Raw genomic sequence first — 22134 nt, forward strand, 5'->3', positions numbered from 1 at the left:
AAACGCTTAATGCCTGAAGGGATTGCGGCCGGTGGCGGAGCTGGAATTAACCGGCGCGGTGGCGCTGACCGTCGCGGCCTGGGGGCGTGTCGCCTGCTCCTGGCTTTGGTTGGCGCGCGGCGCGTTGGCAGTCTGGCTCGGGCTGACGCCTTCGGCCTTGGCGACCTGGGACGGATTTTCCGGCGCCACCTGTTCGGGACTGGTGGCAATCTGCTGGCCGAGGGAAGCGTTAAGCGCCTGGATATCGCCTTCATTCAGGGTGCCGAGGGCCTGTTTCAGGTTCAGCTGATTGATGACATAGGTATAACGCGCATCCGACAGCTGCCGCTTGGCGTTATAGAGCGTGGTGGTGGCGTCCAGCACGTCGACGATGGTGCGGGTGCCCACTTCATAACCGGCTTCGGACGCGTCCAGGGAGCTTTGCGCCGAAATGACCGCCTGTTCATAAGCGTCGATGGAGCTGACGGAGGCGGAAATATTATTAAAGGAAGAACGTACGGTCTGCACCGCGCTGCGATGCGCGCTTTCCAACTGTTCGCTGGCGCTGACGAAACTGTACTGCGCCTGTTTTACCTGCGAGGTCACCGAACCGCCGGAGTAAATCGGCACGTTCAGGCTCAGGCCGATAGAGTTCTGGCCGACACGCCGGTTTGCGTAAGTCGGATCATTATTTGTCCTGGATCCGTTATAATCGGTATTGGTCACCGACGACTCGGCATTCAGGCTCAGGGTCGGGTAATGGCCGGTTTCGTAATAACGGATATTCTCGCGCGCCACATCCTGCGACAGGCGGGCGCTTAACAGGTTCAGGTTACGTGTTTCCGCCTGTTTCAGCAGGCCGGCGATGGGCTGGGGACGTTCAGCCTTGAAGCGCTGCACGTTAAGCGAGGCCAGCTGCGGATAAAAGTTGCCGCTTATCTGGCGCAGGCTTTCCAGCGCGTTGTCCAGCGTATTGCGTGCGGTGACCTCGTCGGCCAGCACCTGGTCATACTGGGCGCGGGCGTTCTGCACATCGGTAATCGCCACCAGGCCGACGTTAAAACGCTGGGTGGTTTGATCCAGTTCGCGGTAAATCGACTGTTTCTGCGCCTCGGTATAAGACAGCGCGTCAATGGCGCTTAATACGTTAAAATAGGCGGTGGCGGTATTCAGGATTAAGGTCTGCTGGGCGGCCTGGTAAGAGACGTCCTGGACGCCGGCGGTTTTTTCCTGAATGGTCAGCGCGCGCCATTTCGACATATCGAAGATGGTCTGGGTCAGCTGCAGCGACCCGCTGGCAACGCCGGAATTGATGTCTTTGCTATCACGGGCGCCTTGACTATACGTATAATCCGCCCCCAGCCCGAGCTGTGGCAACAACGGACTGCGCGCTTCGTTGATTTTTTCAAATGCCGCGTCGCGATCGGCCGCGGATTGCCGCAGATCCGGGTTGGACAACCGCGCCTGCTGATATACCTGTAGCAGATTTTCTGCCTGACTTAACGCACTGAAGCCGCCGAGGCCGAGTCCGATAAGAAGGGGGAGCAGTTTCTTCATTTGCATTCCTTTTGATACAGCAAAATTGCTATGGTAGCGCTGGCGATAATGAGCCATGAAATAGTGCACGATTCTACCAGAGTCCGCCAGAAGTAGGTGGTGGCTTAATGTGCCATCTTGAATCTGTGGGATAAAATTTATCACAATCCACCTAATTAGCGAGAAAAGTGATTGCCTGACGCCGTCGCTACTGACAAATCATCCCAAAAGGAGTCGTTTCCATGGTTTCGTCCACACCCTCACCGGTAACATTTGGTAAAAATGATGTAGAAATTATTGCACGCGAAACGCTTTACCGTGGATTTTTTTCCCTGGAGTTGTATCGGTTCCGCCATCGCCTGTTTAACGGCGAGATGAGCGGCGAGGTGCGGCGGGAAATTTTAGAGCGCGGACATGCCGTGGTATTGTTACCCTATGATCCGGTGCGAGATGAAGTTGTATTGTTGGAACAAATTCGTATTGCCTCTTATGATAGCAGTCCGACCCCCTGGCTGTTGGAGCTGGTAGCCGGTATGATCGAGCCTGGCGAATCGCACGAACAGGTGGCGCGGCGGGAGTCCATTGAGGAGGCGGGGCTGGACATCGGCCGTTGCAAACTGCTGCTAAGCTATCTGGCAAGTCCGGGCGGCACCAGCGAACGCTTGACGATTATGGCCGGCGAGGTGGACGCGCAGCTGGCCGAAGGTATCCACGGATTGGTGGAAGAAAACGAAGATATCCGTCTTCACGTGGTCAGCCGGGAGCAGGCTTACCGTTGGGTTGAGGAAGGGATTATCGATAACGCGGCCTCCGTCATTGCCCTGCAATGGCTGGCACTACACCATGAATCCTTACGAAAAGAGTGGGCCGATTAATGATCAAGCGCTACACCCCTGATTTTCCTGAAATGATGCGCCTGTGCGAGACCAATTTCGCCCAGCTGCGCCGGCTGTTGCCGCGCACCAACGAGGTGGGGGACGCCATAACCTATCAGGTCAACGGCGCCAGCTATCGCCTGACCATACTGGAGGCGACGCGTTACACCACCCTGGTGCAGATACTCCAGACCGAACCGCTGGTCAGCTACTGGAGCCTGCCGTCCATGAGCGTGCGGCTGTACCGGGACGCCATGGTTGCGGAAGTGTGTTCCAGTCAGCAGATCTATCGTTTCAAGGCAAGGTATGATTACCCTAATAAAAAGTTACACCAACGTGACGAAAAACATCAAATCAACCAATTCCTTGCGGATTGGCTACGCTATTGTTTAGCGTATGGGGCGATGGCGGTTCCCGTTTGTTAGGCAGATTTCAATAACCAAGGATACCCTTTGGAAAGCCTGTTGACACTTCCTGTGGCGAATGGGGCCATTATCAGGATTTTACAGATCACAGACACTCATTTGTTTGCCGGTGAGGATGAGGCGCTGCTCGGGGTGAATACCTACCGTAGCTATTGCGCGGTATTGGACGCGGTTGAAGCTGAACGTCATCATTATGATTTGGTGGTCGCGACAGGTGATTTGGCCCAGGACCATTCCCTTGAGGCCTACCAGCACTTCGCCAGGGGCATTACGCGGTTGCCCGCGCCCTGCGTCTGGTTACCAGGCAATCATGATTACCAGCCGGCAATGGTCAAGGCGTTGGCGGACGGCGGAATATCGCCGTCGAAACATGTGCTGCTCGGCGATCAATGGCAACTGGTGCTGCTTGACAGCCAGGTGTTCGGCGTACCGCACGGCGAACTGAGCGATTATCAGCTTGAATGGCTGGAAAAGGCCCTGGACTCGCAGCCCGAGCGCTATACGCTGCTGCTGCTGCATCACCATCCGTTCGCGTCCGGCTGCATCTGGCTTGACCAGCATAGCCTGCGCAACGCGCATATGCTGGCGGCGACGCTGGCCAGGTTTCCCAGGGTAACCACGCTGCTGTGCGGCCATATACACCAGGAACTGGATGTCGACTGGCAGGGCCGGCGCGTTTTGGCCTCGCCGTCCACCTGCGTGCAGTTCAAACCGCACTGCACCAATTTTACTATCGATTCCGTCGGGCCCGGCTGGCGTTATCTCGATTTGCATCCTGACGGCACGTTGTCGACCGAGGTCCATCGGTTATCCGGCGACGAGTATCTGCCCGACACGGATTCGGAAGGCTATTGATGGCGGTCCTGCTTTATCTTCATGGTTTCAACAGTTCCCCCGCCTCGGCCAAGGCCACGTCTTTCAAGGCCTGGCTCGCCCGGCATCATCCCGATATCGAGATGATCGTCCCGCAGTTGCCGGTGTATCCCGCCGACGCGGCCGACATGATCGAGTCGCTGGTCCTTGACCGGGCTGGCGAACCGCTGGGCATTGTCGGGTCGTCCCTGGGCGGTTATTATGCCACCTGGCTGTCCCAATCCTTTATGCTGCCCGCCGTGGTGGTCAACCCCGCGGTGCGGCCGTTCGAGCTGCTGGCGGAGTTCCTGGGCAAGAATGAGAATCCCTACACCGGCCAACATTATGTGCTAGAGTCTCGCCATGTCTACGACTTGAAGCTGATGCATGTCGACAGGCTGGAATCGCCGGACCTTATCTGGTTGCTGCAGCAAACAGGCGACGAGATCCTTGATTACCGGCAGGCGCAGGAGTATTACACCCACTGCCGCCAGACCGTGGAATCGGGCGGGAATCACGCCTTTGTCGGGTTCGAGCATTTTTTCTCTCCCATAATTGATTTCCTGGGGCTGAATAAAGTCTGAATCGCCGCCGTTTGAGCCGCGCGAATAACGCTTCCCGAGGGGGTGTCCTTTGCGGTAGGCTCTCCAACAATTTGTCACGAAATATACTTTAAGCCATGACTCAATCAAGCTATAACGCCGATGCGATAGAAGTATTAAGCGGACTGGAGCCGGTACGTCGTCGTCCCGGCATGTACACGGACACCACCCGGCCCAACCATCTGGGCCAGGAGGTCATCGACAATAGCGTCGACGAAGCGCTGGCGGGCCATGCCCGGCGTATCGACGTGGTGTTATATGCCGATCAATCCCTGGAAGTGACCGACGACGGCCGCGGCATGCCGGTGGATATCCATACCGAGGAGGGGGTGCCGGCGGTCGAGCTGATTATGTGCCGCCTGCATGCGGGCGGTAAATTCTCCAACAAAAGCTACCAGTTCTCCGGCGGCCTGCACGGTGTGGGTATTTCAGTGGTCAACGCCCTGTCTACCCGGGTGGATGTGACGGTGCGCCGCGACGGCAACATCTACGCCATCGCGTTCGAAAACGGCGATAAGGTCGAGGATCTGTCGATCATCGGCACCTGCGGCAAACGCAACACCGGCACCAGCGTGCATTTCTGGCCCGATCCGCAGTTCTTCGACAGCCCGCGTTTTTCAGCCTCCCGGCTGGCCCATTTGCTCAAAGCGAAGGCGGTGCTTTGTCCCGGCGTGGAAATAGTCTTTACCGATCAGGTTAATAACACCGAGCACCGCTGGTGCTACGCCTCCGGCCTGACCGACTACCTTAACCAGGCGATCAACGGGCTGATTACCCTGCCCGAGGCGCCGTTTACCGGCGCCTTTGCCAGCGATACCGAAACCGTCGACTGGGCCCTGCTCTGGCTGCCCGAGGGCGGCGAGCTGCTGACCGAAAGCTATGTTAACCTGATCCCCACTCCCCAGGGCGGCACCCATGTCAACGGGCTGCGCCAGGGCCTCCTGGACGCCATGCGCGAGTTTTGCGAATACCGCAATATCCTGCCGCGCGGCGTTAAGCTGTCGGCGGAAGATATCTGGGAGCGCTGCGCCTATGTGCTGTCGGTGAAAATGCAGGATCCGCAGTTTGCCGGCCAGACCAAGGAGCGTTTGTCTTCCCGCCAGTGCGCCGCGTTTGTCTCCGGCGTGGTGAAGGATGCCTTCAGCCTGTGGCTGAATCAAAATACCCAGGTAGCCGAACAGCTGGCGGAACTGGCGGTGGCCAGCGCCCAGCGGCGTTTGCGCGCCTCGAAAAAAGTGGTGCGCAAGAAGTTGACCAGCGGCCCGGCGCTGCCGGGGAAACTGGCGGATTGCACCGCGCAGGATCTGGCGCGCACCGAGCTGTTCCTGGTGGAAGGGGACTCCGCCGGCGGGTCGGCCAAGCAGGCGCGCGATCGGGAATACCAGGCGATCATGCCGCTGAAGGGCAAGATCCTCAACACCTGGGAAGTCTCCTCGGATGAAGTGCTGGCGTCGCAGGAAGTGCATGATATTTCGGTGGCGATCGGCATTGATCCGGACAGCGATGATTTAAGCCAGCTGCGCTACGGCAAGATTTGCATCCTGGCCGACGCCGACTCCGACGGCCTGCATATCGCCACCCTGCTGTGCGCGCTGTTTGTGCGCCATTTCCGCGCGGTGGTGAAGGAAGGCCATGTGTATGTCGCCATGCCGCCGTTGTACCGTATCGATCTGGGCAAGGAAGTGTTTTATGCCCTGGACGAAGGCGAAAAAGCCGGCGTGCTCGAGCAACTGAAACGCAAAAAAGGCACCCCGAACGTGCAGCGCTTTAAAGGGCTGGGGGAAATGAACCCGCTGCAGCTGCGCGAGACCACGCTCGATCCCAACACCCGCCGCCTGGTGCAGCTCACCATCAACGACGAGGATATGCAGCAGACGCTGGCGATGATGGATATGCTGCTGGCGAAAAAACGCTCGGAAGACCGGCGCAACTGGCTGCAGGAAAAAGGCGACGAGGCCGAGATCGAGGTATAGTCCCCTTACGGCAGGGGCGCCTGCCGGCGCAAGGCGGCCAGCCGTGCTGGCTGCGCGGATAGCCGCCTGAAACCTCTTGGGCTAACTGGCGGACGCCGCATCCCACAAGGTCATAATCTGGGCAATCGCCCCTTCGATATCGCTCAGGGGTATGCCGTCGCGCGCCAGCGTGGATATCCCCAGCAGGAAGCTGTCAAAAATAACCACCAGGGCCTGCGTACCGGCCTCTCCCCGCAGTTCTCCTGAGCTGATAGCTCTGTTAACGCAGTTTCTCAATCCGGTGCGTGTGCGGTTGCGGGAATCGGCAAGCGGTTTGAGCACAGGGTTGTACTCGGGGGAGCCGGCAGACATGACGCCGAGCGCCACCATGCACCCTTTGGGATGCCCGGGCTCGCACTGCATGCGGGCGGAATCCGACAACGCCCGCTCAATGGCCTGGCGAGGCGGCAGTGCCGGATCCCAAAGCGGCTCGGTGACGCGCCCGTGCGTGGCCAGGTAACAGGCCACCGCTTCACGAAAAAGCCCTTCTTTTGAACCAAAGGCGGCATAAAAACTGGGTGCGGTGATGCCGCGGCCGATAGCCGCTTTCAGTTGCGTCAATGACGTTGATTCATAACCATATTCCCAGAACAGATGCATTGCCTGGCGCACGGCTTCGTCGCGATCAAACTGTCTCGGTCGTCCGGTTCGCATGATCTCTCTCCTGCTTCAATAATTTTATACTAATTGATACATAATTGTTTGACAACCTATTCGTTTCACGATATTTGTACTAATCGATATATAAATAAGCCCAAGAGTATACGCGATGAAATCTCAGCCTTCTCCCTCCCGGCGCCAAGACTACCGGCAACAAAATGAAAGCCTGCCGGTACTCGCGCTGCTGGCCCTCGCCATGACGGGGTTTATATGCATTATGACCGAAACCGTTCCCGCTGGCTTATTACCCGAAATCAGCGCCGGCCTGGGGATCTCGATGTCGCTGGCGGGCCAAATGGTGACCGTATATGCCGCCGGTTCACTGATTGCGGCCATTCCATTGACGCTCGCGACACGCACATGGCCTCGCCGGCACGTGTTGCTGGTAACGATCGCCGGTTTTCTGGCGTTCAATACGCTGACGGCGATGTCGTCCAGCATGATGCTTACGCTGGCGGCGCGCTTTCTGGCGGGGGCTTGCGCCGGTCTCGCCTGGAGCCTGCTGGCCGGCTACGCCCGCCGGATGGTACAGCCGGCATTACAGGGCCGGGCAATGGCCCTGGCGATGGTGGGAACCCCTATTGCGCTTTCCCTTGGCGTGCCGCTGGGTACCTGGCTGGGGAGTGTGCTGGGCTGGCGCCTGACTTTCGCTGTGATGTCCGGACTGTCCGTCATCCTCATCGTTTGGGTTCTTGCCGCCGTGCCGAACTATCCGGGACAGTCGGATCCGCAACGGATGCAGCTGAAAAAAGTCCTTTTCACGCCGGGCGTAAGACCCGTACTGGCGGTGGTATTACTCTGGATGCTGGCTCATAACATACTGTATACGTACGTTGCCCCGTTTATCGGTCCGGCCGGTCTGGCCGGCAGCGTCGATCGGGTATTGCTGGCTTTCGGCCTGGCCGCGCTCGGGGGCATCTCCATTACGGGACGCGTTGTCGAACAACATCTGCGCCGGGCGGTGCTGATCTCGTTATCCGTGTTTGCGCTGATATCACTCCTCTTTGGCCTTAATGCCGCCTCACCCCTGATGATCTATGCCGGTGTCGCCGTTTGGGGACTGACGTTCGGCGGCGCCGCCACACTGCTCCAGACCGCGCTGGCCGACGCGGCCGGGGCGGGCGCGGACGTTGCGCTGTCAATGAACGTCGTGGTTTGGAACAGCGCCATTGCCCTTGGCGGGCTTTTCGGCGGACTGCTGCTTGACCATGGGGGTGTACGGTCATTCCCCTGGGTTCTGCTGGCCCTTTTACTGGCAGGCCTTGCCGTCGCCTCCCGCGCCTCCCGGCATGGATTTCCCGCCGGCAGCCGGCAGGACCGCGCCTTGGTTACCGATTAGAAAAATTATGCCGTTGCACGCTGCGGGTTGAACCGCCGGCCAGCGACGCGCGGCAGTACGGCATGGGCGCCCAGGGTGCTTGCGGCTGCCCTCACTGGTGGATTTACCCATTCTTATGTGACGGCAGAGGCCTCGGCCTTCGCCGCCGCCAGTCCGCCGACGGCCGATTTCCTCAATGCCGCCGTCGCTGCGCCAAACCACTGATACAGGGGAACAACAATGGACATTGGATTAATCGGATTAGGCGCAATGGGGAGCGCGATGGCATTGAAACTGGTTGCGGCCGGCCATAGGGTAACAGCCTGGAATCGCTCAGGCAGCCATCTTGAAGGGGTGGACATCATGGCGACGCCGGTTGAGGTATTGCAATCAGAGGTGGTGCTGACGATGCTGTCCGACGATGCCGCCATTCGCAGCGTGCTGGTGGATACAAATGCGTTTGCGCATGCAAGACCCGGGCTGGTGCACGTGGTGGCGTCGACTATTTCGGTGGCGTTTGCGCAGGAGTTGGTGACGTATCATCAGCAGGCGGGGATTGCCTATGTGGCCGCGCCGGTATTGGGTCGCCCGGACGTCGCCGCCAAAGGCGAGCTCAATATCCTGGTCGCCGGCGCCGCGGCGGCAATCGACGCCGTTCGGCCGCTGTTGGCGGTTATCGGCAAGCGCGTCTGGGACATGGGCGAACAGCCGCCCACCGCGCATGCCGCCAAGATTGCCTGCAATATGATGATCACCATGGCGATTGAGGCGATGGCGGAGGCGGTGGTGCTCACCGAGGCTAACGGCCTGGCGCGCGATCGCTTTTTCGAGCTGATCCTCGGCACCCTGTTTGGCAGCCGTTCCTACCAGCTGTACGCGGCCAATATCGCGCAAGAACGTTACGAGCCCGGCTTCAAGGCTTCACTCGGACTTAAAGATTTGCGCCTGGCCCGGGAGGCGGCCGAACAGCTGGGGCGGCAACTCCCCATGCTTGCCGCCATTCATCGGCAGATGGGCGATGCCGTGGCCGCAGGCCATGGGGCGCGGGATTGGTCGGTGGTGGCGGATTTCACCATCAACAGACAAAGGGATGAACCTGACTTTCCCCGGTAGTCCTTGTTGTATACCCTGGGGAAAGAGTCTGCTCACGCCATGTTGCCGTTGCATTAACCCGATGTTACTATTTAGCTATCAAGACATGCGGATGGTTAAACGGCTAAAAATCACGTTGACCCTTATCGCCCGCGGCAGGAGAACGGACAGGTATGGCAGAGAATCAGCAGTTGGCCGCATTGGTGGACGCGTGCCATTGGATCGGCGCCAAAGGATGGAGCCCGGCTACCGGCGGCAATATGTCGGTGCGCGCGCAGGCGGGGCTGTGCCTTATCAGCGAATCCGGCAAGGATAAGGGACGGCTGCGCGCGCAGGATTTCCTGCCGGTGGATATCACCACCAACCAGGTGCTGGACGCGCGCATACCCTCCGCCGAGACCGGGTTGCACACCCTGGTGTACCGTTGTTTTCCGGCGGCCGGGGCCATTTTGCATACCCATTCGGTGAATGCCACCGTGCTGTCGCGCCTTGAGGCCGGCCAGGCGCTGCTGCTGACGGGCTACGAGATGCAAAAATCCCTCGACGGCGTCGCCAGCCACCTGGAACAGGTGGCCGTGCCGATTTTCGATAACGATCAGGATATCCCGGCGCTGGCGGCCCGGGTGGCGGCCCATCACGAGGCTACCCCGTTGCGCCACGGCTTTCTGGTGCGCGGCCACGGCCTCTACTGCTGGGGGCGCGATGTCTTCGAGGCGCGGCGCCATCTGGAAGGGCTGGAGTTCTTGTTCCAGTGCGAGCTGCTGCGCCGCCAGCTGGAGGCAAAATGATCAGGGCCATCGTCACCGATATCGAAGGCACCACCAGCGACATCCGCTTTGTCCATCAGGTGCTGTTTCCTTACGCGCGTGAACGGCTGGCGGGCTATGTGCGCCGGCATGCCGCCGGGAAAGACGTGGCGCGGGCATTGGCGGCATTACGGCGGGAAATCAACCGGCCCGAGGCCGATACCGAGGCGCTTATCGCCACGCTGTTCGGTTTTATGGATGAAGACCGCAAGTCCACCGCCCTGAAAACCCTACAGGGCATGATCTGGCGCGAGGGCTACCAGGAGGGCGATTTTCTCGGCCACCTTTATCCCGATGTGGCGCCCAGACTGGCCGAATGGCGGCGGCAGGGGCTGGGGCTGTATGTGTACTCCTCCGGTTCGGTGGAGGCCCAGCAATTACTGTTCGGCCACAGCGAGGCCGGGGACCTGCGCCCGCTGTTCGATGGCTATTTTGATACCCGCATCGGCGCCAAACGGGAGACGGCGTCCTATCGCGCCATTTCCCGCGAGCTGCGGCTGCCGCCCGGCGAGCTGCTGTTCCTGTCCGATATCGGGCAAGAGCTGGCGGCGGCGCGCGCGGCGGGCTGGCGGGTGTGCCAGCTGGTGCGCGACGAGGCGGACCCGCAGCAGCATTACCCCCAGGTTAACCGGTTTGACCAGATTGACTTACAGGAGATCGCCCAATGAGCGCGTTAACGATTTTCAGCGATACCCATGCCGACCAGCCGGTGTGGCAAAGCCGCGACGCCGAGGCCATCCGCCGGCAGCTTAACGACATCGGCGTTCGTTTTGAGCGCTGGCAGGCCGACCGTGAACTGGAGCGGGATCCGGCTCCGGCGGCGGTGATCGCCGCCTATCAGCCGGCCATCGACCGGCTGGTGGCGGAGAAAGGCTATCAGAGCTGGGATGTGATCAGCATGCGCGCCGATCATCCGGAGCGCGAGCAGCTGCGGGCAAAATTCCTGGCGGAACACACCCACGGCGAAGACGAGGTGCGCTTTTTTGTCGAGGGCGCCGGTTTGTTTTGCCTGCATCTGCATGGAAAAATCTGGCAGATCTTGTGTGAGAAGAACGATCTTATCTCGGTGCCCGCCGGCACGCCCCATTGGTTTGATATGGGAAGCGCCCCGCATTTCACCGCCATCCGGGTTTTTGACAACCCGGAAGGATGGGTGGCCAGGTTTACCGGCGATGCCATCGCCGACCGTTATCCGCGCCTGGAGAGATAAGCGGCCGCATTAATGCCCGGCCTCCGGACGGGGCTTACCGCGCCGGATGCCGCTATGGCCGCCCGGTTGATTACCGGCCGGCGTGAGCGATGGCGTTCCGGTAGACGGCGGCTTCGCGCCGGGTGCTAGCGCGCCAGCGGGCGGCGGAAGATGCCTGCCTGCGCCTGCCCGGGCGTCACCACGCCGGTATCCAGCACCCAGGCGCTGATAAGCGCGGCGGGAGTGACATCAAACGCCGGATTATAGACATCGGCGTTTTGCGGCGCCCATTGGCAACTGCCGAAGCTGCCGGCTACCCCGGTGACCTCGCTTGCCGCCCGCTGCTCAATGGGAATGGCGTCCCCGTCGGGGCACGCGGGATCGTGGGTAGTGTGAGGCGCGGCGACATAAAAGGGGATGTCGTGGAAGCGCGCCAGCACCGCCAGGCTATAAGTGCCGATTTTATTGGCCACGTCGCCGTTGGCGGCAATCCGGTCCGCGCCGACCCAAACGGCGTCCACTTCCCGCCGCGCCATCAGGCCGGCGGCCATGGCGTCGCAAATCAGCGTATAGGGTATGGCCTGTTCTCCCAGCTCCCAGGCGGTCAGGCGCGCGCCCTGCAGCAGCGGACGGGTTTCATCCACCCAGACCTTTTGTACCTTGCCCTGCGCGGCGGCCACGCTTATCACGCCAAGGGCGGTGCCGATGCCGGCGGTGGCCAGGCCGCCGGTATTGCAATGGGTCAGCAGGCGGCTGCCGGGGCGCACCAGCGCCGCGCCGTGGCCGGCAATGGCCGCGCACAGCGAGCGGTCCTCTTCCACCAGGCGCAACGCCTCCGCCGCCATGGCGGCGGCATAAGCCTCCTGCTCCAGCGCCAGACGCATTCGCGCCAGATTATTCATCAGGTTAACCGCCGTGGGCCGCGCCGCGCCTAAAGCGGCAAGGGATTGCGCCAGCTGCGGGCGCGCCATGCCGCTTTCCGCCAGCAGCGCCAGCAGCAGGCTGGCGGACAGGCCGATCAGCGGCGCGCCGCGTACCCGGAGCGTGCGGATATGATCGATAAGATCCGCCTCGGTATCGGTGGCGCACCAGTTTTGCCGCTGCGGCAGCGCCTGCTGGTCCAGAATCCACAAACGGCCGTCGCGCACGCGCATGCTGGCGGTGTTAAGATTTTGCATCGATCGTTAAGTCCCTTTTAGGTTATTGCAACTTAATGGCTATTCTGCCAACATGACGGGAAGATGTATAGACGTCTACATGCTTTTACGCCTTTACGGCCTTAATTCCCTTTGTATGAGGTGCGCCTTGTCTGTTTACCATACCCTCACCGCCGCCGACGCCGTGGATTATGCCCGCCATTATGCCGGCGTGGATCAACCGGATGCCCTGGTGGCCGCCGAAGAGGTCGGGGACGGCAACCTGAACCTGGTATTTAAAATCCTGGACAGCCAGGGCGTCAGCCGGGTCATCGTCAAGCAGGCGCTGCCTTATGTGCGCTGCGTCGGCGAATCATGGCCGCTGACGCTCGATCGCGCCAGGATCGAAGCGGAAACCCTGCTCATCCACGGGGCGTTCTGCCCGCGGCACACGGTGCGCATCCTGCACCACGACGCGGACCTGGCGGTGATGATTCAGGAAGATCTCTCCGACCATAGCATCTGGCGCCGTGAACTGATCAACGGCGCTGTTTATCCCCAGGCCGCCGGCCAGCTGGGCGAATATCTGGCGCAGGCGCTATTCCATACCTCGGATTTTTACCAGCGTCCCCAGCACAAAAAAGCGGAGGTCAGCCGTTTCACTAATCCGGAGATGTGCCAGATCACCGAAGATCTGTTTTTTACCGATCCTTATATCACCCATGAGCGCAATGCATTCCCGCCGTCGCTTACGGACGAGGTGGCGGCGATACAGGGCGACAGCGCGCTGAAGGCGGCGGTGGCGGGTTTAAAGCATCGCTTCCTCAGCCAGGCGCAGGCGTTGCTGCACGGCGATGTCCACAGCGGGTCGATCTTTGTCGCCGCGGGCCGGCTAAAAGTAATAGACGCCGAGTTCGGCTATTACGGCCCGATGGGGTTTGATCTCGGCACCGCCATGGGCAACCTGCTGCTCAATTACTGCGGCCTGCCGGGGCTGCTGGCCCTGCGCGAGGCGGCGGACGCCCGCGAGCAGCGCCTTAGGGACGTGCGCGCGCTGTGGCAGGCGTTCGCCGAAGGGTTCCTGGGTCTGGCTGTTGAAAAAAGCCGGGATATCATGCTGGCCGAGCCCGGCTATGCGCGGCGGTTCCTGCAGCAGGTCTGGACGGATGCGGTGGGATATTGCGGTACCGAGCTAATCCGGCGCACTATCGGTTTTGCCCATGTCGCGGATTTGGATACCATCACCGACGAAGCAATGCGCCATCAATGCCAGCGCCAGGCGCTGAGCCTGGGCAAGACGCTGATTCTGGCGGCGGCGCATATTCCCGATGTCGACGCGCTGCTGGCCCGCATCAGGCAGAACGGCTGAGCCGCCGGACCGGGCCGCCGCAATGATGCGTATTTTTTCTTGCGGGTGGCCTGCATTCCTGTTTTCTTCTTCTATACTGATATAACGATTTCATCGACTTAAGCGCTAAACGATGACAACCCAAACGAGAAGGAAAAGGGAATGAAAATTTTTCTGTGGATTATTGCGATTATCTTTATTGTTGGTCTGTTAACCCTCACCGGCGTGTTCAAATTAATCTTCTGAGTTTTTTCCCGCTATTGCTGTGCGGCGTTCGCGGACCCAGCCCGCGAACGCCCGCTGGTACTTTATCCTCAGCCCAAATATTCGATAATCGACAGCCCGGCGTTGTAATCCGTGGCGTAGATAATGCCCTGGGCATCCACAAAGACATCGCAGGACTGTATGACCTTCGGCCTGCCGGGGCGTTTATCCGTTAGCGTCGCCGGCGGCGCGGGTACCAGCGCGCCGGTTTCCCGCGGATGATAGGGATCGCTGATATCATAGGCGCGTATCCCGGCATTCTGGTAAGTGGCGAAAATCAGCGTCGAGCTGATAAAACTGCCCGGACGGTTTTCATGCAGGTTATGCGGACCGAAATGCGCGCCTTTACGCACGTAATCCGCTTCGTTTGGCTGCGGGAAGGTGGCGATGCTCACCGGGTTCGCCGGCGCGCGGATATCAAAGACCCAAATCAGTTTCTCGCCGTCTTCCTGGTTATCCAGCACCGCTTCGTCCAGCACGATCAGCAGATCCCGGTCCGGCAGGGGCAGGGCGGTATGGGTGCCGCCGCCAAACGGCGGACTCCAGTTGCGGTGGCTTATCAATGCCGGTCGCGTGCGATCGCTGACATCCAGCAGTGTCAGGCCGCCGTCGCGCCAGCTGCCGTAGGCGGTATCGCCGCTGACAATGGCATGGTGCAGCGCATAGCGTTTGCCCTGTGGCCAATCCGGCTGTTCGCCGCCGGCGGTGTGCATGCCCGGCAGCCAGTATTTTCCCGCTACCGCGGGACGGGCGGGATCGGCCAAATCGATGGTCAGGAAAATATAATCGCTGTAGCCGTCCAACAGGGCCGACACATACGCCCAGCGCCCGCCCGCATACCAGATGCGGTGAATGCCGATGCCGTCCAGGGATAAAAAGCTGATTTCCCGCGGCCTGTCGGGAACGCTGATATCAAAAATGCGTAAACCGGCGCTCCAGCCGCGATCCGCCGGGCCTTGGCTCACGGTATCGTTGACCTGGCGGGTGTAATAGACTTTTTCATCGGCAAAACGCGCGTCGGCAAACAAATCGCGCGCATTAATCACCAGCAGCAGGTCGTCATGGGCCTGCAAATGCACGTTCCAGGTACCGGGCGGCGCGGCGATAAAACCGGCGGGTTTCGGATGCTTGACATCGCGCACATCCACAATGGATACGCCTTGCGACACCATATGCCCAATGTAGGCGTAGCCCCGGTGCACCATGACCTGCACGCCGTCGGGTCTACCCCCTTGGTCGCTATGGCTGAGCAGCCGCATATTGCGGCTGTATTCCGGGACGGGGAGTTGCTTATCTGCCATCGGTATGCCCTTATTTCTTGGCGTGAGCGGCTTCAAGGGTGGCAAACCAGGGCGCGACAAAGTCGTCCGCCCGGCCCCAGCCCGGGATAATGGTCGCCAGCGACGCCATATTCACCGCCCCCGGCTGGCTGGCCAGCAGCGCCTGGGGGATAACGGCGGCGCGGAATTCATAGGTCGCGGGCGTCGGCGCGCCGGCTATTTTATTGGCCACCAGGCGCAGGTTGATTTTGCCGATAAGCTTTGGATCCACCGCCACGCTGACCTTCCAGGGGCTGTCCGATTCACGCATCAATTGCAGATCCTGGTTGGAAATGTCGATGCTGTACAGCTTGATTTCGGTTCGGCCGTTTTCCTTGAGCGCCTTATAGGCTCCCTGGCTAAACGCGTCCCAGGTGCCCCAGATAGCGTCGATTTTACCTTTGGGATATTTGGCCAGCACCGCGCCGACCTTATTGGCGGTATCGCCCTGCACATCCGACGACACCGCGCCGAGGGATTCCAGCTCATGAATGCCGGGATTTTCCTGCAGCAGGGCTTTATAGGCCGCCTGGCGCCGCTCCATGGGCGGGAAGCCGGCCACCCATAATTTAATGATATTGGCCTTGCCGTTGAAGTCCTTGATCAACTGCCCGAAGGATTCCCTGGTCAGGGATGCGTCATCCTGCTGGGTGACGGTTACGCCCGGCACCACGCCGTTAACCGCCGTATCGAATACCGACACCGCTATACCGCTGGCGGTGATGCGTTTGACCAGCTCGGTGGAATAAGGGTCCCGCCCCTGGGACAGGATAATGCCGTCGTATTTCTGGGTAATGGCCTGGTTAACAAAATCCTGGAACCGGGCATCGTCGCCGTTGCTTAAAAAGGTACTGACCTTAAAACCCAGCTTTTTCCCCTCCTCGATGACCCCCGAGACAAACTGTGTAGTATTGTCATCCGATCCCAGGTTGCGGATGACCGCGATGCGGATGGGACCGTTATGCTGGGCGATGGCGGCGGGCACGGGCGCGGGCGCGGCGGCGAAGGCTGGCAGGCCTGCCAGCAGGCCCAGCGCCAGCAGCGGGGAGAATAATTTTTTCATCAACGGCTCCATGAGGGTAAATAGGATAAGCGTGGGCGCCGGGGCATAAGATAGAAGCCTGTATGTCTGGATGTCTATTCGGCCCGGCATTGCATCATAGCCAGCGCGCGCGTAATAAGAAATGTTTTCCGTTATGACTTTTTGGCAGATGTTATGCCATTTCGTGTGTTTGGGGATGATTGGCGTGCGGTGGGCCACCCAGGGGATAAAAACGCGGCGTATCATCGGACTACGCCGCGCAGAAGTGATGCCGGTCAGGCGTTCGCCGCCGCCTGCTGCCGGCGGTGCTGTTTTTCACCGAACATGGTCAGCGCCAGCAACAGCACGGCCAGGACGCAGCCGCCGATCATTATCATAAATCCGCCGTCCCAGCCGAAATAGTCCACCGTATAGCCGACCACGGAGCTGGCCGCCACCGAGCCGCCAAGATAGCCGAACAGGCCGGTAAAACCGGCGGCGGTGCCGGCGGCTTTTTTCGGCGCCAGCTCCAGGGCGTGCAGCCCTATCAGCATCACCGGACCGTAAATCAGGAAGCCAATCATCAGCATGCACAGCATATCCACGCCGGGATTGCCCACCGGATTAAGCCAGTACACTACCGTTGCGAGCGTGACCAGCACCATGAAAAACATCCCGGTGGCGCCGCGATTGCCCCTGAAAACTTTATCGGACATCCAGCCGCACAGCAGCGTGCCGGGAATACCGGCATATTCATAACAGAAATAGGTCCAGGAGGATTTATCCAGCGTGAAGTGCTTTACCTCCTTAAGGTAGGTCGGCGACCAGTCGAGAATGCCGTAGCGCAGCAGGTAAATAAACACGTTGGCCAGGGCGATATACCACAGCAGCTTATTGGGGAAGACATATTTTTGCAGGATCTGCCGGGTGGTCAGCTCCTGTTCGGCGGCGTGTTTATCATATTCCGGCGGGTAGTCGTTTTTGTATTCCTCTATCGGCGGCAGCCCGCAGGACTGGGGCGTGTCGCGCATCAGCGCGTAGGCGACCACCGCCATGACGATGGCGGCCACGGCCGGCATATACAGGGCGCTGTGCCAGTCGTTAAACCAAATCATGCCCAGCAGCAGCAGCAGCGGCGGAATGCCGCCGCCCACGTTGTGGGCGCAATTCCATACCGAGACGATGGTCCCGCGCTCCTTATGGGACCACCAATGCACCATGACGCGCCCACACGGGGGCCAGCCCATGCCCTGGAACCAGCCGCAGGCAAACAGCAGCGCGAACATAATGGCGATGCTGGAGGTCGCCCAGGGCACGAGCCCCATAAACAGCATCACCGCGGCGGCCAGTAACAGCCCGGCCGGCAGGAATACCCGGGGATTGGACCGATCCGACACCGAACCCATGACGAATTTGGATATGCCGTAGGCAATGGAAATGGCTGAGAAGGCAACGCCCAGGTCGCCATGGCTATAGCCTTGCTCAACCAGGTAAGGCATCCCCAGCGCAAAATTTTTACGCACCAGATAATACGCGGCGTAGCCGAAAAAAATACCTAAAAACAGCTGCCGGCGCAGGCGGCGGTAAAGGGGATCAACCCGTTGATCGGGTACGCGGGGCTGGTGGGCGGCGGGTTTGAACAAACGTAGCATTTCGTCTCCGGTGATGTTGAAAAAATGACCTGCCTATACTTTTATTCAGGCAACCGAAGTATGGCCGGAGCGGCGGGGCAAAGTCGCGCATGGGCCACGTATTACGCGACCCGCGTCGGGAGGAATATTCCGTTTTTGATAGAATGCTGCGGGAATCTGATAGAAACACTTACATTAATAGGGTTATGCCGCCGGTCCGCCCGGCGCGCGACGGCAACACCACCTTGCGTCAGCGGCGCTGGATATAGGTGATGGCCAGCGCCGCGGCCAGCACCAGGCCCTTGATGATATCCATCGCATAGTAGGGTACCGACATCATGACCAGGCCGTTTTGCAATACGCCCAGGATCACCGCGCCCACCAGCGTGCCCAAGGCGTTGGGTTTGCCGGATCCCGCCAGGGAAAAGCCAATATACGCCGCGGCCACCGCGTCCATCAGGTAGCCGCCTCCGGCGTTCACCTGGGAAGACCCGATGCGCGAGGCCAGTAAAATGCCGCCCAGCGCGGCAAGCCACGACGAGATGACATAGGCGAGGATGCGGTAACGTGCGGTACGGATGCCGGCCAGCCGCGCCGCTTCCGGATTGCCGCCGATGGCGTACATCCGGCGCCCGTGCTTGGTCAGGGATAAACCGAGCTGCACCACCACCGTGACCGCCAGCATGATAATCACGATGACCGGCACCTGGCCCAGGGTGGAAAACACCGCCGGAATCTCGCCTTCCGCCATATCGCCGCCCGGCAGCACCATATTTTGCGTGATGGAACCGCCGAAGCTGTAGGTCATCGCAACGCCCTGCACCACAAACAGCGACCCCAGGGTCGCCAGCATATCGGGGATTTTCAGCACCACGATCAGAAAGGCGTTAAACAGTCCCACCAGCGTACAGGCGGCCAGGGTCAGCACTATCGCCTGCGTGGTATCCAGGCCATGCCAGACAAACATCGACATCACCAGCGCGTTGGCAAGCGACGCGGTCGACCCCACCGACAGGTCGAAACCGCCCACCGCCAGCGACAGGGAGACGCCGATGGCAATCACGGTGACAATGGCGATGGAGCGCAGGATATTGACGATATTGTTGGGATCGAGAAAGTTGTCCGAGGCCAGGCCGAACAGCGCCACCAGCGCCACTACCGTCAGCAGCATCCCCCAACGGTATAAAAATTCAAACAAACGGTGGCGCCAGGGTAGCGCGCCAGCCTTTACGAACAGGTTGTTGCTCACGGGAGCGTACCTCCGGTTGAATATAACAACAGGGTTTCCTCATCCGTGGCGCGCGCGTCCAGCTGCGCCACGATACGGCCGTCCCACATCACGCAAATCCGATCGCACAGGCCCAGCAGCTCGGAAAACTCGCCCGAGGCATAGATAATGCCCTTGCCCCGGCGCGCCAGGCCGTCAATCAGCACAAACAGATCCTGCCTGGCCTTGATATCCACGCCTTTAGTCGGTTCGTCGAAGATCAGCACCTCGGCGTGGCCGCGCAGCCATTTGCCGATGGCCACTTTTTGCTGGTTGCCGCCCGACAGGCGCAGCAGTTGTTGATCCAGTCCGCTGGCGCGAATGCCCAGGCGATCCACCACCTGCTGCGCGAAGCGCCGTGCCCGGCCGGCGCTGAACCAGCCCCAGCGGGTAAACGTATCATCTGCGCAAACGCTCAGATTCATGGGGATATTTTCGTGGATAAAGATGCCCTCTTTGCGCCGTTCCTCCGGCACCAGGGCCAGCCCCCGCCTTACCGCGTCATAAGGCGTCGTCGGGCGCCAGGGTTTACCGTTCAGCTCGCCGTGGACGACGCCGGCGGCCGAGGCGCCGAACAATGCCTTGCACAGCTCGGTTTTACCGGCGCCGGCCAGGCCGGCTATCCCCAGGATTTCACCCCGGCGAAGCGAAAGGGAAATATCGCGCAACAGGGTTTCATCGTGCAGTCCCTCCACCCGCAGCAGGATCGGGCTGGCGGCGGACGGACGCGGCGGCGGGAAAATAGCGTCCAGGGGGTGGCCGAGCATTTTTTCAATGATATGCGCGCTGGTCAAACCGGCCATGGGGCCGTCGCCGACCCGCCTGCCGTCGCGCAGTACCGTTAACCTATCGCAGATTTGCGCCAGTTCGTGGATGCGGTGGGAAATAAACACCACGCCGATGCCTTCCGCCTGCAAACGTCGGGTCACCGCAAACAGCCGCTCGCTTTCGGCAAGATCGAGCGGCGCGGTGGGCTCGTCGAGGATCAGGAAACGGCAGCGGTGGGACAACGCCCGCGCCAGCAGGATGTGCTGTTTTTCCGCCAGCGTGCAACGGCCGACGGGCAGGCGCACGTCAAGATTGACCTCCAGCTGCGTGAGCAGCGCCTGCGCCTGCCGGTAGAGCCGGGGCCAGTGGCACAGCTGGCCGCGTTCCGCCAGCCTGTCCAGCATGATATTTTCCCCCACCGTCAGCGTCGGCACCAGCGCCACATCCACTTCCTGCTGCACCAGATGGATCCCCTGCAGCTTGGCCTGGCGCGGCGAGCGCAGATCCACCGGTTCGCCGTCTATCAGGATCTCGCCCTGGTAATGGGCGTGGGTGCCGGACAGGATGGCCATCAGTGTGGATTTGCCGGCGCCGTTAGCGCCGATCAACGCGTGCACCGAGCCGCCTTCTAGGGTGAAGTCGACCTGGTCCAATGCCCTGAAACCGGCGAAGGCAATGGAAATATGACGCATTTCCAGGCGGGACGTCTCTTTGGGCCTGGGTGTAGACATGAGCACGGGGATTTTTTCCGACACGCCATAAAGGACCGTTATTCCATAATGACGGAATATTTCATCAACAGGGGTGTTTTGGCAATAACGGAAAAAGCATAAGCTACATAAAAACGGTCTTGATCTTTATCCCTGCCGACGCGCTGACGCCCTTGAATCCCCCATGGGCGGGGCAGAGGGCAAACATTGATGGACCGGCGAGGAGATAATCCGGCAGTTGCCCCGCATCGCAGGTCACTGCCGGCCTGGTATTATCGGTGACAGCCGCGCGGGGCTGCCCGGCAAAAATCAATCGGTGCGTCTTTCCAGAATATGGAAAGTCACGTCCATGACGTCGTTGCGGATATGAGCGCGGTGATCGTCCATATGCTGCGCCTGCTGGTGCTGCTCGAGATGACGGATGCTTTTCCACTGCTCCAGCATGAAAATGGAGTCGGGGGCGGTTTTGCGCCAGGGCACCTGCGCCTTATAGTCGGTGAGCAAGGTATATTCGCTGCAACCGTCTTCCGCCAGAACGTTGGGCCGGAGTGCCTGGATGGCGGCTAAAACCGCTTCTCTTCGTCCCGGTTTCACTTTGATTTCTGCAATTACCGTGATCATCGATTCCTCAGTTTTTGGATGGGTAGTTCGGGTCGACACTAGTTAACCAAAGACGCGGCCGAGATGCTCGCGATATTTTATGATATCCCGCTCAATTTGCGGTTGTTTTATGACATCGTTACAGATAAAGGTCGGCAGCATCGACATGCCGAGGAACTGGTTGGCTTTATGGAACGGCAGGTAAACCCCGTCCACGCCCACGCCCTCGAAAAACTGATCCGGGTCCGTGAAGGCCTCAAGCGGAGCGTTCCAGGTCAGCGACAGCATATAGCCTTTGCCTTGGATCAGGCCGCCGGACCCGTATTTTTTCGTGCTGTCCGAACGCGTGCGCCCGTCACTGGCATACAGGCGCCCGTAACCGACGGTAAAAACCTCGTCGATATATTTTTTCAGGATCCAGGGCTGTCCCATCCACCAGCCGGGCATCTGGTAAATGACCGCGTCCGCCCAAAGATAATTGTCCACCTCGCGTTCACTGTCGTAACCCTGGTCCACCACCGTCACGCGGGTGTTCAGGCCAGCCTCCGTCAGGAACGTGGCGGCCACGTCGGCCATGGTGTTGTTTAAGGCGCCCTCGGAGTGGGCGAATTTTTTACCTGCGTTAATAATAAAGACGTTTTTCATTTTATCCTGCCTTAAATAGATTGAACGGCAGTGTAGCCCGCGCGGACAAAATGAAACAGGGCGCCTGACGCACAACATT

General features: G+C 60.0%; 21 protein-coding genes. 11 read left to right on the forward strand and 10 right to left on the reverse strand.

Going from position 1 to position 22134, the window contains the following annotated elements:
* Positions 1-6: 6 nt before the first annotated feature.
* A complete protein-coding gene (gene tolC / locus ACL2XM_RS25575; protein ID WP_413721495.1) occupies positions 7-1536 on the reverse strand; it encodes an outer membrane channel protein TolC in 1530 nt (509 codons plus the stop codon).
* Positions 1537-1757: 221 nt separating this feature from the next.
* Here tolC and nudF point away from each other — a divergent pair, with 221 nt between their 5' ends.
* From nudF to parE, 5 genes are all read left to right on the forward strand, one after another.
* On the forward strand, positions 1758-2390 hold the full coding sequence (gene nudF, locus ACL2XM_RS25580; protein ID WP_410013433.1) for an ADP-ribose diphosphatase: 633 nt from the start codon (positions 1758-1760) through the stop codon (positions 2388-2390).
* Positions 2390-2815, forward strand: coding sequence for a DUF1249 family protein (locus ACL2XM_RS25585; protein WP_410013434.1), 426 nt, complete (start codon positions 2390-2392; stop codon positions 2813-2815). Before nudF ends, ACL2XM_RS25585 begins: the two co-directional genes overlap by 1 nt.
* Positions 2816-2842: 27 nt before the next feature.
* Positions 2843-3670 (forward strand): 3',5'-cyclic-AMP phosphodiesterase, encoded by an 828-nt coding sequence (gene cpdA / locus ACL2XM_RS25590; protein WP_413721494.1) that lies wholly within the window; start codon positions 2843-2845, stop codon positions 3668-3670.
* Positions 3670-4251, forward strand: coding sequence for an esterase YqiA (gene yqiA, locus ACL2XM_RS25595; RefSeq protein ID WP_410013436.1), 582 nt, complete (start codon positions 3670-3672; stop codon positions 4249-4251). Before cpdA ends, yqiA begins: the two co-directional genes overlap by 1 nt.
* 95 nt (positions 4252-4346) lie before the next feature.
* Positions 4347-6242: a DNA topoisomerase IV subunit B gene (gene parE / locus ACL2XM_RS25600; RefSeq protein WP_413727638.1), complete on the forward strand. Its 1896-nt coding sequence runs from the start codon at positions 4347-4349 to the stop codon at positions 6240-6242.
* 81 nt (positions 6243-6323) lie between these two features.
* Here parE and ACL2XM_RS25605 read toward each other — a convergent pair whose 3' ends face one another.
* Entirely contained in the window at positions 6324-6938 is a 615-nt protein-coding gene (locus ACL2XM_RS25605) for a TetR/AcrR family transcriptional regulator (RefSeq protein WP_413723498.1), read from the reverse strand.
* Between the two features lie 112 nt (positions 6939-7050).
* On the opposite strand from ACL2XM_RS25605, the gene ACL2XM_RS25610 reads away from it, so the two are divergent.
* From ACL2XM_RS25610 to ACL2XM_RS25630, 5 genes are all read left to right on the forward strand, one after another.
* Positions 7051-8280 (forward strand): MFS transporter, encoded by a 1230-nt coding sequence (locus ACL2XM_RS25610; protein ID WP_413731894.1) that lies wholly within the window; start codon positions 7051-7053, stop codon positions 8278-8280.
* A 219-nt stretch (positions 8281-8499) separates the two neighbouring features.
* Entirely contained in the window at positions 8500-9372 is an 873-nt protein-coding gene (locus ACL2XM_RS25615; protein WP_413731895.1) for an NAD(P)-dependent oxidoreductase, read from the forward strand.
* 152 nt (positions 9373-9524) lie between these two features.
* Positions 9525-10139: a methylthioribulose 1-phosphate dehydratase gene (locus ACL2XM_RS25620; protein ID WP_413729392.1), complete on the forward strand. Its 615-nt coding sequence runs from the start codon at positions 9525-9527 to the stop codon at positions 10137-10139.
* Positions 10136-10825, forward strand: coding sequence for an acireductone synthase (gene mtnC / locus ACL2XM_RS25625; RefSeq protein WP_410013441.1), 690 nt, complete (start codon positions 10136-10138; stop codon positions 10823-10825). The genes ACL2XM_RS25620 and mtnC overlap by 4 nt, the downstream gene beginning before the upstream one ends.
* Positions 10822-11367, forward strand: coding sequence for a 1,2-dihydroxy-3-keto-5-methylthiopentene dioxygenase (locus ACL2XM_RS25630; RefSeq protein WP_413729393.1), 546 nt, complete (start codon positions 10822-10824; stop codon positions 11365-11367). The genes mtnC and ACL2XM_RS25630 overlap by 4 nt, the downstream gene beginning before the upstream one ends.
* Positions 11368-11492: 125 nt before the next feature.
* Here ACL2XM_RS25630 and mtnA read toward each other — a convergent pair whose 3' ends face one another.
* Positions 11493-12524 (reverse strand): S-methyl-5-thioribose-1-phosphate isomerase, encoded by a 1032-nt coding sequence (gene mtnA / locus ACL2XM_RS25635; RefSeq protein WP_413731897.1) that lies wholly within the window; start codon positions 12522-12524, stop codon positions 11493-11495.
* A gap of 127 nt (positions 12525-12651) precedes the next feature.
* Between mtnA and mtnK the strand changes: the two genes are divergently transcribed.
* Positions 12652-13851, forward strand: coding sequence for an S-methyl-5-thioribose kinase (gene mtnK / locus ACL2XM_RS25640; protein ID WP_410013444.1), 1200 nt, complete (start codon positions 12652-12654; stop codon positions 13849-13851).
* A 293-nt stretch (positions 13852-14144) separates the two neighbouring features.
* On the opposite strand, the gene ACL2XM_RS25645 is transcribed toward mtnK, so the two are convergent.
* The 7 genes from ACL2XM_RS25645 to ACL2XM_RS25675 all read right to left on the reverse strand — a co-directional run bounded on the left by ACL2XM_RS25645 (position 14145) and on the right by ACL2XM_RS25675 (position 22055).
* The gene (locus ACL2XM_RS25645; protein WP_413731899.1) at positions 14145-15395 is read right to left on the reverse strand and encodes an LVIVD repeat-containing protein; all 1251 of its coding nucleotides are present in this window, start codon (positions 15393-15395) and stop codon (positions 14145-14147) included.
* Positions 15396-15405: 10 nt separating this feature from the next.
* The gene (locus ACL2XM_RS25650; protein ID WP_413731901.1) at positions 15406-16476 is read right to left on the reverse strand and encodes a sugar ABC transporter substrate-binding protein; all 1071 of its coding nucleotides are present in this window, start codon (positions 16474-16476) and stop codon (positions 15406-15408) included.
* 254 nt (positions 16477-16730) lie between these two features.
* A complete protein-coding gene (gene glpT, locus ACL2XM_RS25655; protein WP_413731902.1) occupies positions 16731-18086 on the reverse strand; it encodes a glycerol-3-phosphate transporter in 1356 nt (451 codons plus the stop codon).
* A gap of 229 nt (positions 18087-18315) precedes the next feature.
* Complete coding sequence (locus ACL2XM_RS25660; protein ID WP_413728854.1) at positions 18316-19302, reverse strand: ABC transporter permease; 987 nt, start codon at positions 19300-19302, stop codon at positions 18316-18318.
* A gap of 8 nt (positions 19303-19310) precedes the next feature.
* Entirely contained in the window at positions 19311-20831 is a 1521-nt protein-coding gene (locus ACL2XM_RS25665) for a sugar ABC transporter ATP-binding protein (protein ID WP_413731903.1), read from the reverse strand.
* 288 nt (positions 20832-21119) lie between these two features.
* Entirely contained in the window at positions 21120-21431 is a 312-nt protein-coding gene (locus ACL2XM_RS25670) for a putative quinol monooxygenase (RefSeq protein ID WP_162366350.1), read from the reverse strand.
* A gap of 42 nt (positions 21432-21473) precedes the next feature.
* Positions 21474-22055: an NAD(P)H-dependent oxidoreductase gene (locus tag ACL2XM_RS25675; RefSeq protein WP_410013449.1), complete on the reverse strand. Its 582-nt coding sequence runs from the start codon at positions 22053-22055 to the stop codon at positions 21474-21476.
* Positions 22056-22134 lie beyond the last annotated feature (79 nt).

The sequence above is a fragment of the Sodalis sp. RH20 genome (assembly GCF_047324205.1).
Taxonomy (GTDB): Bacteria; Pseudomonadota; Gammaproteobacteria; order Enterobacterales; family Enterobacteriaceae; genus Acerihabitans.

Bases quoted from the DNA above. Each gene is read 5' to 3' on its own strand.
- yqiA (WP_410013436.1), top strand. From the start codon at position 3,670: ATGGCGGTCCTGCTTTATCTTCATGGTTTCAACAGTTCCCCCGCCTCG.
- parE (WP_413727638.1), top strand. From the start codon at position 4,347: ATGACTCAATCAAGCTATAACGCCGATGCGATAGAAGTATTAAGCGGA.
- ACL2XM_RS25615 (WP_413731895.1), top strand. From the start codon at position 8,500: ATGGACATTGGATTAATCGGATTAGGCGCAATGGGGAGCGCGATGGCA.
- ACL2XM_RS25665 (WP_413731903.1), bottom strand. From the start codon at position 20,831: ATGTCTACACCCAGGCCCAAAGAGACGTCCCGCCTGGAAATGCGTCAT.
- mtnA (WP_413731897.1), bottom strand. From the start codon at position 12,524: ATGCAAAATCTTAACACCGCCAGCATGCGCGTGCGCGACGGCCGTTTG.
- ACL2XM_RS25650 (WP_413731901.1), bottom strand. From the start codon at position 16,476: ATGAAAAAATTATTCTCCCCGCTGCTGGCGCTGGGCCTGCTGGCAGGC.
- tolC (WP_413721495.1), bottom strand. From the start codon at position 1,536: ATGAAGAAACTGCTCCCCCTTCTTATCGGACTCGGCCTCGGCGGCTTC.
- glpT (WP_413731902.1), bottom strand. From the start codon at position 18,086: ATGCTACGTTTGTTCAAACCCGCCGCCCACCAGCCCCGCGTACCCGAT.
- nudF (WP_410013433.1), top strand. From the start codon at position 1,758: ATGGTTTCGTCCACACCCTCACCGGTAACATTTGGTAAAAATGATGTA.
- ACL2XM_RS25610 (WP_413731894.1), top strand. From the start codon at position 7,051: ATGAAATCTCAGCCTTCTCCCTCCCGGCGCCAAGACTACCGGCAACAA.
- ACL2XM_RS25675 (WP_410013449.1), bottom strand. From the start codon at position 22,055: ATGAAAAACGTCTTTATTATTAACGCAGGTAAAAAATTCGCCCACTCC.
- mtnC (WP_410013441.1), top strand. From the start codon at position 10,136: ATGATCAGGGCCATCGTCACCGATATCGAAGGCACCACCAGCGACATC.
- ACL2XM_RS25645 (WP_413731899.1), bottom strand. From the start codon at position 15,395: ATGGCAGATAAGCAACTCCCCGTCCCGGAATACAGCCGCAATATGCGG.
- ACL2XM_RS25620 (WP_413729392.1), top strand. From the start codon at position 9,525: ATGGCAGAGAATCAGCAGTTGGCCGCATTGGTGGACGCGTGCCATTGG.
- ACL2XM_RS25670 (WP_162366350.1), bottom strand. From the start codon at position 21,431: ATGATCACGGTAATTGCAGAAATCAAAGTGAAACCGGGACGAAGAGAA.
- ACL2XM_RS25585 (WP_410013434.1), top strand. From the start codon at position 2,390: ATGATCAAGCGCTACACCCCTGATTTTCCTGAAATGATGCGCCTGTGC.
- ACL2XM_RS25630 (WP_413729393.1), top strand. From the start codon at position 10,822: ATGAGCGCGTTAACGATTTTCAGCGATACCCATGCCGACCAGCCGGTG.